This is a genomic window from Lentimicrobium sp. S6, from assembly GCF_013166635.1.
Taxonomy (GTDB): domain Bacteria; phylum Bacteroidota; class Bacteroidia; order Bacteroidales; family UBA12170; genus UBA12170.
Genome location: NZ_JABKBZ010000010.1, coordinates 76,774 through 91,659, shown reverse-complemented (window position 1 = coordinate 91,659; position 14,886 = coordinate 76,774). Strand labels below are relative to the sequence as shown.

General features: G+C 34.3%; 7 protein-coding genes. 3 read left to right on the top strand and 4 right to left on the bottom strand.

Annotated elements, in window-relative coordinates:
* Positions 1 to 281 precede the first annotated feature (281 nt).
* From HNS40_RS05830 to HNS40_RS05820, 3 genes are all read left to right on the top strand, one after another.
* Positions 282 to 3,101 carry a pitrilysin family protein gene (locus HNS40_RS05830; protein ID WP_172278628.1) on the top strand — a complete coding sequence of 940 codons (2,820 nt, stop codon included), beginning with the start codon at positions 282 to 284 and terminating at the stop codon, positions 3,099 to 3,101.
* 453 nt (positions 3,102 to 3,554) lie between these two features.
* Positions 3,555 to 6,503, top strand: a complete 2,949-nt coding sequence (locus HNS40_RS05825) for a right-handed parallel beta-helix repeat-containing protein (RefSeq protein ID WP_172278626.1) — start codon at positions 3,555 to 3,557, stop codon at positions 6,501 to 6,503.
* Between the two features lie 2 nt (positions 6,504 to 6,505).
* On the top strand, positions 6,506 to 7,018 hold the full coding sequence (locus HNS40_RS05820; RefSeq protein WP_172278624.1) for a T9SS type A sorting domain-containing protein: 513 nt from the start codon (positions 6,506 to 6,508) through the stop codon (positions 7,016 to 7,018).
* 53 nt (positions 7,019 to 7,071) lie between these two features.
* Here HNS40_RS05820 and HNS40_RS05815 read toward each other — a convergent pair whose 3' ends face one another.
* The 4 genes from HNS40_RS05815 to HNS40_RS05800 form a co-directional block, all read right to left on the bottom strand.
* Positions 7,072 to 9,003 (bottom strand): M1 family aminopeptidase, encoded by a 1,932-nt coding sequence (locus tag HNS40_RS05815; protein WP_172278622.1) that lies wholly within the window; start codon positions 9,001 to 9,003, stop codon positions 7,072 to 7,074.
* Positions 9,004 to 9,071: 68 nt separating this feature from the next.
* Complete coding sequence (locus HNS40_RS05810) at positions 9,072 to 9,527, bottom strand: 3-oxoacyl-ACP synthase (RefSeq protein ID WP_172278620.1); 456 nt, start codon at positions 9,525 to 9,527, stop codon at positions 9,072 to 9,074.
* Positions 9,528 to 9,555: 28 nt separating this feature from the next.
* Positions 9,556 to 10,716, bottom strand: coding sequence for a response regulator (locus HNS40_RS05805; RefSeq protein ID WP_172278618.1), 1,161 nt, complete (start codon positions 10,714 to 10,716; stop codon positions 9,556 to 9,558).
* Positions 10,717 to 10,718: 2 nt separating this feature from the next.
* The gene (locus HNS40_RS05800) at positions 10,719 to 14,771 is read right to left on the bottom strand and encodes a hybrid sensor histidine kinase/response regulator (protein WP_172278616.1); all 4,053 of its coding nucleotides are present in this window, start codon (positions 14,769 to 14,771) and stop codon (positions 10,719 to 10,721) included.
* Positions 14,772 to 14,886: the final 115 nt, after the last annotated feature.

Sequence of the window (14,886 nt, the reverse complement as noted above, 5' to 3'; positions counted from 1 at the left end):
GTGCTTGAAGATAAAAACACCTTTGTATTAAAAAGAGTAAAAAACAAAGAAGTCAGAAAGAAATAGTCTTGTAATCATATGTATATCTGTAACTTAAAAAAATAGACAGCTTAAGTTAACGCTAATGCCCCAAGCCCCCAAGCCCCCAAGCCCCCTTATAAGTCTATTCCCTTAGGTATTTCACCGTTTGAACAATGAAAAACGATCGATTTCGTACAGTCACATTGTTGATTAGTCTCTTTTATGTACTTTTGATACCTATTTATCAAAATATTAAAAACATGAAGAAATTTATTTTCACTTTTTGGGTGGCTCTTCTTTTTCTGGGCTTCACTCAAAGCACAGTGGCACAAGACTTATCCGCTCAATTAACTGAAGAGATTCCATTCGATTCTCAAGTATTGACAGGTAAACTTGGCAATGGAATTACCTATTACATTCGCCCGAATGCAAAACCAGAAAACAAAGTAGAATTACGTTTAGTAGTTAATGCTGGTAGTATTTTAGAGGATGATGATCAGCAAGGTTTAGCACACTTTTGTGAGCATATGTGTTTCAATGGAACTGAGCATTTTGAGAAGAATGAGTTGGTGAGTTATTTACAAAGCTTAGGTATTGAGTTTGGTGGGGATCTGAATGCTTATACCAGTTTCGACGAAACCGTGTATATGCTTCCAGTACCAACAGAAGATCCTGAAACTGTTGACAAAGGTCTTTTGGTTTTAGCTGATTGGGCTAATGGTGTTTCTTTTACCGATGAAGAAATTGACAAAGAAAGAGGAGTTATTTTAGAAGAACTCAGAATTGGACAAGGTGCTCAACAACGTATGCGCGATGAGTATTTCCCAATTATGTTTAAAAATTCTATGTATGCCGAAAGATTACCAATTGGTCTAAAAGACATTTTAGAAACCTTTGAGTATGAAACTATCCGTCGTTTTTACAGAGAATGGTATCGTCCAGATTTAATGGCTGTTATTGCCATTGGTGATTTAGAACCACAAGAAATGTTGAGAAAGATAGAAGATAAGTTTGGTTCTATCGAAATGCCTAAAGAATATCGTGAAAGAAAAGAATTTGAAGTTCCTGACCATAAAGAAACTTATATTTCTGTTGTTAGCGATAAAGAAGCTCCCTATACCATGATTCAATTGATGTATAAAGATGATACTCAAGAAACAAAATTATGGAACGATTATCGTCGTGATTTAACTCAAAGTATGTATAATGGAATGTTGGGCGCACGTTTGGGAGAATTAACTCAATCTGCTACTCCTCCATTTATGTTTGCAAGTACTAGCTATGGCGGAATGGTAAGAAGTAAGAATAGCTATTCTTCTTTTGCTGTTGTTGGCCCTGATGGTATTGAGCATGGTTTAAAAACACTTTTAGAAGAAAACCAAAGAGTAAAATTACATGGTTTCACTCAAAGTGAATTGGACAGATATAAAACAGAGTACATCACTCGTTTAGAAAAAGCATTTAAAGAAGCGGATAAAACAGAATCTGCAAGATATGTAAACGAATATGTAAACCATTTCCTAGAAGAAGTTCCTTCTCCAGGTATTGAAGCAGAATATGGAATGACACAAAAATTACTACCTACTATTAAATTAGAAGAAGTAAATGCTTTAGCTGCTGAATGGATTAAAGATTATAATCGCGTAGTAGTAATTATGGCTCCTGAGCAAGAAGGACTCGTTCTACCAACTGAAAACGAAGTAAGTACTTGGTTAAGCGATGCGGATAAAAACAAAGTAGAAGCTTATGTGGATGCCGTATCTGATCGCCCATTGATGGAAGTTATTCCTGAAGCTGCAGCCATTACAAAAACAGAAACTATTGCCGAAGATGGTATTGAAATATTAGAATTTGCTAATGGTTTGAAAGTAGTTTTAAAGCCAACAGAATTTAAAAACGATGAGATTCTAGTTTCAGCTTACAGCCTAGGTGGTTCTTCTTTATATAATGATGAAGAATTTAAGTCTGCTGAAATGGGAAGCCAATTGGTTAGTGAAAGCGGTGTTAATGGATTCTCAAACATTGAGTTGGAGAAATTATTAGCTGGAAAAAACATCAGAATCAATCCTTATATCTCTTCTCTAAAAGAGGGATTTAGTGGTAATGCCACACCAAAGGATTTTGAAACCATGTTACAACTCATCAACCTTTATTTTACTGCACCTAATTTTGATGAAGAAGCCTTTGCTTCAATTATTTCGAAGTCGGCCATGTATCTTCCCAACCTCCTCCAAGATCCAACCACCTATTATCGCGACCAAGTGAGCCATGTGGTAGCTGATAATCATATTAGAGGAAACTATATTCCTTCTGTTGAAGAGTTAAAATCTTATGACTTTGAAATCGCTAAAAAAGCATACCAAGAGCGTTTTGCTAATGCTGGTGATTTTGTTTTCTTCTTTGTTGGAAACATCAATAAAGATACCGACATAGAATTGATTCAAAAATATTTAGGAAGCCTAAAAGGTGAAGGCACCAAAGAAAGCTTTGTAGACCATAAAGTAAATGCACCTAAAGGACCCATTGAAGTGGAAGTTAAAAAAGGACAAGACGAAAAATCTATGGTAACTATCTATTTCACTGCTGCTTGTAAATACGATGCTAAAGAAAAGTATTTATTAACTGCTTTAGGGGATGTTCTTTCTATTAAATTGATCGAAAACTTAAGAGAAGAGAAATCAGGTGTTTATGGTGTTGGTGCCAGAGGAAGCATGAGTCAGTTCCCTTCTGGAAAATATCGTTTCTCTATCGGTTTCCCTTGTGGTCCTGAGAATGTTGACGAGTTAATAGCAGCTGCTATTTCTGAAGTAGAGAACCTAAAGAAAGATGGTCCTACACAAGAAGACATTGATAAAGTAAAAGAGACACAACGTTTAGATTTCAAAGAAAATCTAGAGAAAAACCGTTTCTGGTTAAAATCAATGGAAGCAGCCTATTTCAATAATGGCAATATGGAAGACATCACTAAGAAACAAGAGATGATAGAAAACCTAAATGCCAAAGAATTAAAGAAGATTGCAAAGAAATATCTAAAAGAAGATACTAGAATTGAAGTGGTATTGCTACCAGAAGATAAATAGTATCAATAAATCTTTGCAAGAACCGAGTTTTCACGAGCTCAACGAAGTTAAAACTCCGATAACATCGTTATGCTCAACTTAATAGTCAGTCATCCCGACGTTTACTGTCTGGACCCCTGTTAATTAAGATTCACAAGCCTTGTTCTCGAAGATTTATTAACAAAGCTTTGGAATATCAATTCTTCTTGCAATAATTGTGAAGCAAGAATTATCAATATTACAAACCCCAAATTGGAATATTCCAATTTGGGGTTTTGTTGTATAAGAAAAAAGACTATTTTTGGTTCCGTTAACGTATATATATTTATTTCTGCATTTAAAAATCTATTTCTTATGAAAAAAGTATTTCTATTTTTAAGCCTATTATTTATCTCTCATTCTTTGTTATTTTCTCAAACTACTATTTCTGGTGGAAATGTTGAAGGTGTATGAACTGCCTCTGGTTCTCCATATTTGGTCCAAAACTCAATTCTAATTACTGATGGAACCACATTAACAATTGAACCTGGGGTTGAAGTCAAATTTAATTATACAGCTAGATTACTTGTTTTAGGGCAATTAACTGCAATTGGTAATATTAATGATAGCATTAGTTTTACAGCAACTGACGAATCTCAAGGATGGTTAGGAATTGATTTTAATGATACTCCATTAACAAATGATTCCTCGAAGTTTATTTATTGTAAATTACAATACACTAAACAATATGATGATCAAACAGCATCTGCATTTGAAATCTCACATTACTCAAAAATTAATATCAGCAATTGTTTTATTTCAAATCACATATCACAATCTCCTATTTTGGTTTTATACGGAGATATTATTATAAAAAACAATTTAATTTGTAATAATTACTCTGGTGTAGGCGGTGGAATCAATATAGCATATTCCGACGCTATTATTTCTGGTAATATTATAACTGAAAATAATGCCGACGTTGAAGCTGGAGGAATATCTATTAACCATGGAAATCCAATTGTAAAAAACAATATCATATCAAATAACTATTGTCGATTTGGGGGAGGATTTTACATTACAAATTCTCAAGCCTCAATTTATAATAATATAATTACAAATAACTCTACAATTGCTGACGGTGAAAATGATCATAATGGTGGTGGGATTTATACAGTATTAGGAACACCAAATATTCATAACAATACAATTTCAAATAATAAATCTAATTATGGAGGGGCGATTTATTTCGCTGAGATGGATGAAAGTTATACTATTCAAAATAATATAATATGGGGAAACGTTGCAACCGAAGACGGAAATCAAATTTACTTAGATACCGATGCGCTTTCTCCTAATTTTACTTATTGTGACATTGAAGGCGGACAAAATGATATCGGTATTGCACCAGGTTCATTTTTTCTAGGAGAATACGAAAACAATATTGATGAAAACCCATTATTTACTAATCCATCATCTGGAGCAGGGAATGAATACGATGGCACTTCAGCTGATTGGTCATTACAAAATAATTCCCCATGTATTGATGCAGGAAACCCAAGTGGTGATTATCCAGAATTAGATTTACTAGGAAATACTAGAATCCATAATGGAATCATCGATATGGGAGCCATTGAGCATCAGGGAGTTCCGCTTGAAATCTCTATTTCAGCTCAACCTACAGAAATATGCGCCAGTGAAAACTCACAATTAACAACAACAGCAACTGGTGGTTCTGAAAATTACACCTACTCTTGGACCAGCACACCAGAAGGATTTACTTCTGATATTTCTAACCCCAGTGTATCGCCACTTATAACAACTACTTATCATGTAGAAGTTTCTGATGGAACATCAACATTGCAAGAATCAGTAACCATCACTGTAAACCCTTTCCCTGCTGATGCTGGAGGAATTACAGGCTTAACTGAAGTTTGCCAAGGAGAAAGCGAATTCTCCTACTCTATTGAAACTATTGAAAATGCCACCTCCTATTCTTGGTCACTACCTGAAGGTTTCAATATGCTTAGTGGTGAAAATACAAATTCCATCACCGTTGAAGCCAGTGAAACAGCAGCTAGTGGAAATATTAGCGTTGTGGGTGTAAATGATTGTGGAGATGGTGTTTCATCTAGTTTAGGAATTAGTGTAAACCTATTAGAAATCTCAGCAGGTGAAGACCAAAATATTTCTCATACTTCTTCTACAACTCTAAATGGAAGCGTAAGCCAAGGAAGTGGAGATTATAGCTGGCAATGGCAACCAGCAAGCTTATTGGAGGATGCTAATGTTCAAAATCCAGTCACCGTCATTTTAACTGAGGATACAGAATTCACATTGGAAGTAACAGATAATACAACGGGTTGTACGAGCTCTGATATAGTAAATATAGTAGTTGGAGATGCTCTTGAAGTTGAAATCACTGTGAACCCAACCACCATTTGTTTTGGTGAAAGCTTAATCATAGAAAACACTGTAACAGGTGGTTCTGGAGAGTATTATTATAGCTGGACTAGTAATCCCGTAGGTTATACTTCAAGCGAAGCCACTCCTACTATTTCACCCAATGAAACAAAAGAATATATTGTTGAAGTAAACGATGGACTTACTTCTGTGACTTCCTCAATTACTATTACAGTAATACAATTAGTTGCTGATGCTGGAGTTATCATAGGTCCGCAAGATATTTGTTTAGGCACAAGTGACATTGAGTTTACAGTCCCCGTTATTGAACATGCAGATTCTCACCAATGGACGCTACCAAATGGCTTCGTTATCACAAGTGGAGAAAACACAAATACCATCACTGTTTCAGTGGGGAATAATGCTGAAAATGGTTTAATCACCGTAACAGGAATCAATGATTGTGGACAAGGAGCCTCAGCATCTTTGGAACTGAGTATTCATTCTATTTCTGCTTTTGCTGGTGAGGACCAAACTATTATTAATGGAACATCAACTCAATTAGAAGGTAGTGCCACAGAAGGCAGCGGAGATTATTCTTGGTCTTGGGAACCTACAGACCTATTAGATAATCCGAGCATAAGTAACCCAATCACTACGGAACTCAATTCAACAAGCACTTTTGATTTAACCGTAACAGATAATACCTACGGTTGCTCCGATACAGACGATGTAGTTATTTTCGTTGAAAATGGTGAACTAGTTGTGGTAGCTACTGCTAGTCCAGATGAGATTGAAGATTGGGAAGACACTGAATTATTAGCTACTGTTACTGGAGGAACGGGAACATATGAATATAATTGGACTACCTACCCTGTTGGCTTCCAATCTAATTTACCAAGTTTTATCACTAGCCCCAATTATACCACTATTTACACTGTAGAAGTTACCGATGGTGAGACAAGCGCACAATCAGAAGTCACGGTTACTGTATTTGCTGCACCAGCCTTCCTAATCAACCTATTGGTTCTGATACCATAGAATTGGCCAATACCACAAACACTCCTTATACCGCAGCTTACATTCCTGGAGCTTTAAATTATGAATGGAGTTTGTCACCAGAAACAGCCGGGACCTTAACTAGCGATGCCAACGACGTGGATATAGAGTGGAATACTGAGTTTTCTGGTTACTGTTATCTTTCAGTAAAAGCCATTAATGAATATGGCGAAAGCGAATATTCAGAAACTTTGGAAATCTATATTGACTACCTTATTGGTCTTGAAAATATAGATTTTGAGCAAATTTCAATTTATCCGAACCCAAGTCAGAACCATGTTCAGGTTAATGGTGCAAGTGATGTTGAAAATTATTCTATTAAAGACATCTCAGGAAAAACGCTATTACAAGGCAGTAATAATGACCAGCAAGGTAAAATTCAAATAGACATTTCCTCTTTACCAAATGGGCTTTACTTTATTATATTTGAGAATAATGAGGTTATTTCTTCTCAAAAAATTGATAAAAATGTAAATAAAATCTTGGTTACAAAATAAAGGCTGCGTGAATATAAAATTCAAGCAGCCTTTATTGTTTATGGTTATACCTCCTAATCCAAGACAAGCATCTTCTTAGTTTTTTCAGCATTGCCTATCTTTAAGGTATAGAAATAAATTCCTGACTCTAGATTTTTACCATCTATATTTACTTGATAAACCCCTGTGTTTTCATCCTCATCCACAAGGCTTAACACCTCTTTACCAACAAGGTTATAAACCTTCAATGAAACATAATTTGTATTTAGTATACTGTATTCAATTTGAGTAAAATCAGAAAATGGATTTGGGTAATTTTGCTCTAATTTCACCACTGCTCCAGACTTGTCCAGCTCATTGAGAGAAACTGAAATAGTAGGATTCGCCATGAGTATCCATTTATCTGGGTCTATCTCTAAATCATCCTCTATCAGCATTTCTATGCTTCCTTGTCCATTTGTCATTTCAACGGTATATTCTTCACCATTGATGAGAATGGGGATGTTTATATCTAGAGGAATATTATTCTCTGTCTGCCACTGAAATACTGTTTGATTATATTCTCGTTCAACTATTAAGTCGGGATAACTTGCTTCACGCATAAAAACACTAAAGAAAGGATATAAATCTATTCCTGTGACCTCCTCAGCTTGATTTTTCATATCCTCTGTACTTAAAATTCGGCATAGTCTTCCATTGGTATTGTCAAAGTCATTAGGGTCCGGATAAGCCCACCTTTTCATTAATTCAAAGAATAAATCATCTCCCAAATGATACCTTAAAGTATGCATGACGGCAGCACCACGACCATATGAATTTAAATATCCAAAGGCTTGACCAGCTGTCATACTTTCGAGTGGTGCTAAAGGATATGAATGATTATCACCAGGACGATTCTGCCTCATAAATTGCAAATAATCATCTAATCCTGACATACGTTCAACATATAAAGCTTCAGTATAGGTGGCTATTCCTTCATGTATCCAGATATCAGACCAATCTTTAGCGGTAATTAAATTCCCCCACCATTCATGGGCTAATTCATGATAATGGATATAATCGTAGCCCCAGTTATTCGTTGTGAAATTATGCCCATAGGCGATGATGCTTTGGTGTTCCATTCCCCAATAAGGCGCATGAGCCCAACCATGTTTATCAGTACCAAAAGGAAAAGGGCCACATATTTCCTCCAAGAAATTAAATTCCTGAAGAAAGACATCCATATAGTCCACCGCTTGTTCGTAACTTTCTGGCAATACCCAAAATCTAAACGGAATGGTATTTCCAATGGTGCTTTCATATTCATCTTCTATCAACATGAACTCTGCAGCATAGAATGTCACATTATAATTATTAATAGGTGTGGATATAAACCACTTATAGGTTGATGTATTGTCTCCATTGTCATCTACTCCCATATACTGCCCATTTGAAACACACATCAATGGATTTGGCACAGTGAAATTGATATTCATAGAATCAGGTTCGTCTGACGGGTGATCTTTGCACGGCCACCAAATATCTCCTCCTTCATCTTCACAGGCAACAGCTAACCAGGGGGCGCCATCGGGTGTAGTTTCCCAAACAAAACCAACTCCCCATGGAGGATTATCTGCTATTCGAGGAGCTCCACTATAGTATATTTCTACTGAAACCATATCATCTTCCATCACATCCTCTGGAATATCAATATTTAATAACTCATTGAAATGATTAAATCCTACTTCAGTATACTCTCCTTCATTAATACTAAGCAATACAGTAGACACTGTAAATGGCTCATCCAAATCAAGCATTAAACTATCAATAGATTCTATAATTCTCACCCTACACAATAAAGAAGCATCTATGCTCTGGGTTTCTGGAAAAATACTGATATCTAAGAAATAATAGTTGACATCGTAAGCTGCTTGCTCTGGTTTTAAGGGACCTCCAGATGCAGAATAACTAGAGTTTAAGGAACCCAACAAAAAAATGACTAAAAAAGAATAACAGATTAGTTTCATGACCGATATTTTTTAGGATATGACAAAGTATAAAAGTAAAGGAAATTATTAAATGCCTAAATTAAAGTCTATAGAATATTTTCAATACATATTTCGCGACCTTGAAAAACCAGTTTATCTCCTACCCTTTTCTGTCTTATGACTTGTCCAATTGGGGATGCTAAAGAAATAGCATAATAATCCTTGCTATCAACGGTTACTTTCCCTAATCCAAACGAAGCGAAATAATTTTCTTTATTGGTGATTATTAGGCTCCCAAACTCTACTTGCTTATAATGCTTTTCCAAATTGATAAGCTCTAGGTCTTGTAGCAGCTTGGCACTCCTACTCAAAGCTCTTTCCATCTTTTCCAACTCCATTTGAGCCATGGCCCTGCCTGTTTCAAATTTATCTCCAGCACTGCTTTTGGTGTCGCTATTTCTTGATTCTCGTATGGAAGCTATTTCTAGAGAAGATGAATCAACCTTTTTCTGTAAATCGTTCTTCAGAGCTTTTAACACTTGTGATTTTATAGTTTCAGTCATAGATAATTAATACTATTACAAAATACTTTTAGCCAATTTCACTCTTTGGGATACTGATGGAAACATAAGCTCCTCCGTCTTTACTATTCTCCGCTTTTATATTTCCACCATGGGCCTGTAATATTAAGCGAGCGGCAGCTAAATTCAAACCTTTTCCTTCTACATATTCTTCTGAGTCGGCATGGAATACTTCGAAGATATTTTCTAAAATATGCGATGGAAAACCAACACCATCATCGGAAATTTGAATCTGAATATCTTGATCTGATTTATTAATGTCTATATGAATTTCTACGGATTCTTGATTAAACTTAATGCTATTGTGGATGATATCATTAATTACTTTTCTAATGAGTTTTTCATCTGCATCAATAAAAAAGCCCTTCTCATTGTCCTCATAATGAATATTGACTTTACTTTCATTGCTTAATTTTAGTATCCGCTCTTCTTTTACTTCTTGTAATACATCTGAAAGATCAATAATATACTTACTCAGCTGATAAGTATCTATATTTAATTCTGTTATCAAAGTTGAAAGTTCAGAAAAAGTCAAAAGTCTTTCAGCCGATTCTGATATCATTTCTATAATATCTTCACTATCATCATCTTTCAACATATCCCTGAGGATTTCTACGCTTCCGAATATCCCATTTAATGGAGTTCTAATTTCATGACTTATAATACCTAAGAAACTGCTTTTAGCAGAATCGAGCTGTTTTATTTTATCATTGGCTTTTTTGAGTTCTAATGTGCGATCCCTTACCTTTTGCTCTAGCTTGGAGTTTAGTCCTTCCAATGTTTCTCGATTTCTTTTTAGCTCCAAATGAGTTCTCACTCTAGCTAAGAGTTCTTTTGCATTAAATGGCTTAGTTACATAGTCTTTAGCTCCGGCATCAAACCCTTTAACAATACTGTCGAAATCGTTTTTTGCAGTTATAAAGATGATCGGAATTTGGGCTGTTTGGGGATTATTTAAAATGTGTTTACAGGTTTCGTAACCATCCATTCCGGGCATCATTATATCTAATAAGATTAAATCGAAATCATTTTCAAGAGTTAAGTCAATTGCTTCTTGTCCGCTACGAGCATAGGCAATTTGATAATTTTCGCTCAGTAAATTATTACCCAAAACCATAATATTTTTTGGAACATCATCTACTATAAGTACTTTGTACTGACCAGTTTCCATAATTAATCGTTTAAATAACTATTCAATTCTCCAACCATATCGACAAACTCATTCAAAGTTTTTTCCATTTTTTCTGTATCGAAACTCTCCGCATGCAAACTTAGTTTTTTACCATACAGAGTGATGGAATTAATACCATATGATACCCCTATTTCTTCAACTTCTTTACTAAAATCTAATACTGTGTTTATAAATCTATTTGATTTTGTAAATTCCCATTTACCCTTTAGCAGCTGCAACTCTTCCAAGGCAGCTTTTAAATCGATTATTCTAATATTTTCGTAACTGGCATAAGACTCTTCTTCTACACTTGGTATCACAGACACTTTTGTATCAGCACTAACAGAAACATATTTAGATATCACATCTGCCATCTCATTCATTTGTACAGGCTTTAAAAGCACATCATCGAAACCTGCCGCCTTAAAGTTACTAGCACTTGCAAAAGAAACACTTGCCGTAAAAGCTACCAAAGGTATTTCAGCAGTTGGGAAATAATCTCTTAGAGCTTTAGCTGTTTCTGGCCCGGTCATCACAGGCATACGGATATCTAAGAAAATGATATCAGGAAGATTCTCTTTTGCACTTTCGAAAGCTTCTTGTCCATTTCCTGCCTCAAAAATAGTAGCATTGGTTTCAATTAAGTATTCTTTTATAAGATCTCTGTTGGCCCAACTATCATCCACTACCAAAATGGAAATTCCATTTAGGTCCAATTCATTCAAAACGAAGTTTTCTTCTGTCTCAAAAACCTCTGGGTTTTCGGTAGATAGAGGTACATCGTTCAGGTATAGTGTAAAGGTAGAACCCACTCCGACTTCACTATTTAGGGCTATTTTCCCTCCCATTAATTCCATTAACCTCTTACTAATGGTAAGGCCCAAACCCGTTCCACCATATTTATTAAACTCCTGACCCTCTTGTTGTTGAAATGCACTAAATATTTTGTTTTGTTGTTCCTTAGGAATCCCTACACCAGTATCTTGTATTTCAATTTTTAAATTTATATTATTGGTAGATACAGGTGCGGCAATCTGATAGACAGAAATACTAATTCTTCCTTTATCAGTAAACTTAATTGCATTACCCACAATATTCACAAATATCTGTCGCAATCTGGTATCACTTAACTCTAAAGCCCTTGGAATTTTAGGATCTATATAAGTTTCAAATAAAAGATCCTTTTCATCACACTTAAGAGTAAATACCTGTTTAATATCTGCTATAAGATTCTGGATATTTACAGTCCTATATTCAATATCAAATTTTCCAGCTTCAATTTTTGATAAATCTAATATGTCATTTATCAAAACCAAAAGACTTCTACCACTGCTTCTGATGCTATCTAAATAATACTTTTGCTTTTCCTCTTTAACAAGAGAAGAAAGTAAATCAGTAAATCCTATAATGGAATTCATTGGAGTTCGGATTTCGTGACTCATATTAGCAAGGAACTCACTTTTGGTATGGTTAGCTTTATCAGCGTGCTCCTCTGCATTTTTTCTTTCATCCACTTCTTTTTGGAGTCTCAAATTAGATTCTTTTAATTGTTGAGTTTTAATCTCTACTTTTTGGGCTAAAATTTTGGTGTTTTGATTCACCAAATACAATCTAAAATAGACAAGAATAATGATGACAAAAGAAAAAAGAATTCCTAAAATGACCCAAAACCAAACTCTTTTGTAAAACTCTGTGATAATACTAATATGGAAATGAATAGGGTTTGGGTTCCAGATCCCATCCTTGTTTGTAGAAGTAACTTCGAATAAATAATCACCTGGAGATAAATTAGAATAACTTACATAATTCACATTCCTATTGACAATCCAATCCTCATCAACCCCAGATAGCTTATATTTGTATATGATTTGTTCGGGAAAATCTAAATCAAGAGCCACAAATCCAAAGCCTATAAAATTCTGATGAGCTTCTAATACCAACATTGTATCATTGGAAATTAAAAAAGAATATATACTATCATTATTATAGATGGAATGGTTAAATACATTAATGTCAGTGAAATCTATTTTAGGGAAATTTTTGCTTAAATTTATTTTTTGGGGATAAAAACTGATGATTCCATTTTGCGTACCAAAGAATAGTGCTTCAGAAGTATTTTTCACAACTGAATTTGAATTAAACATAACCAAAGGTAAACCTTGCTCATGAGTATAAAGTTTCATTTTCTTTGCATCAATGTTCAATTCAGATATTCCTTTAGTGGAAGTTATCCATAAACTTTCACTGTTGTATTCGATCATTGAGTAAACAGATGTTAAGCTTTCTTGTTTATTTGTCTTAAGCTTTCTAAATTGTTTTGAATTTCTATCAAAATAGCAGAGACCACCATCTAATGTTCCTACCCACATTACACCGGTATTATCTTCCAACAAACAACTGATTTTGTTTCCTACTAATTGATGTTTGGAATTTGGGAAATACTCCATTCTTTGCTTCTTTTTTAAAGATGTAGAATAAAGAATCAACCCATTATTTTCAGTACCAAACCAAATATTTTTCCTATAATCCTCTAGAACAACTGATATGGGACTATTGGAATTAATAGTATCAATCAAACCCCCTTTATCAATTAGAAATGCGCCATTATCATCATAAATCCAAAAACTATTATCCTGATTATAATATACACCTCTGATGTCTTTAATTTGAGATCTTATTTTCTTAGGGAGGGTCAATCTTGAAATTTCATTATCTTTCTCAGTGTTTATTTGTAATATTTTTTTTTGATCCCCAATGAGTATTATGTTCTCGTTAGAAGACAGAAACAATGCTCTCTTTTCCCATTTATTAAACTTATTATTAATGGTTGAACTAAGTTTTGATAGATATTTTCCATTGGATTTAAAAACCATTACACCTTGTTCGGCAGTTATAGTCCATAATCTATTTTCTTTTGTAATTATTAAATCTTTAATAGAGAACTCGAACAAATCTTTTTTATCAGGTTGAAAATCTGAATTATTAAATCTCTCCTCTCTATTAATGAGTATACTTATTCCACCTCCCTTAGTGGCAATCCAAATATTCCCAGATTTGGAATGTGTAAAATCATTAATTTGGTGCCAATTACTGAAAGTACTTACCAATGGGTAACTATTCAAATCATTTACTAATTCATTACTTATATCTATTTTATAGACATCATTTAGGCTCGAAAACCATAAATGATTTTTCTCATCTAAATAAAGATTATCCACATTCGCTGGCAAATTATCAGATCCAACAGAATGAGATATCACCTCATCAGAAATAACATTATAGCGAAACAAACCATGTTCTCTGGTACCAAACCAAACATAACCAGCTAAATCAATAATTACACTTTTGGTACAATAGGAAAGTTTATCAGAAACTAATTTAGGTGTTTGGTTTTCTTCAAAAGCATAATTCCAAAGAGAAGAAGTTGAGATAAGGCCAGCTCGGGTGGCTAGCCAAAACAGCTCTGAATCATCCTCGCAAATATCAAATACACAATTAGAAGGAAGCCAAGAGCAATTAGCTTTATTAAAAATCTTTTGTTCTCCAGTTTTGGTATCAAAAATTAAAACTCCTATATTTTTCTGACCCAACCACAGCCTTTTTTTAGAATCCAAATAAATGAATGTATATGCTACTCGTCTTTGAGAATTTATAAATTGAGGATTTAATTCGAACAACTCAAAATCACCACTTTCCATGTTAAAGCAATACAGTTGTCCCTTAGAGCCTGTAAACCAAATTTTTTGACTATCAACTATCAATTTCTGAACGCTAGCATCTTCTATGGTATCATTAGGGAAATAGGTTTTAAAAGTTTTTCCATTATACTTTATTAATCCTTCTGAACTAGCAATCCAAGCATAGCCTGCTTGGTCAAACTCTATATCATATACATAATCTGAAGGTAAACCATTGATAGAAGTAATTTGTTTGGAAATGGAATAATTATTCTGAGAGAAGGCAAAAGAAACAAACAACAACAAGAAAAACAAAGAGAGATTCCTCAATATTATCCGTGCAATTTGGGCTTTTTCGATAAGGAAAGAATAGCTCATTTTGACAATGCATTTGATTTTAAGGGTATTCTAAAGAATATGAACCTAACAAAGATAGTATTTTATTCTATTGAAATGAAAATACAGAATTGGAAAAACAAGCGAGGAAATAATG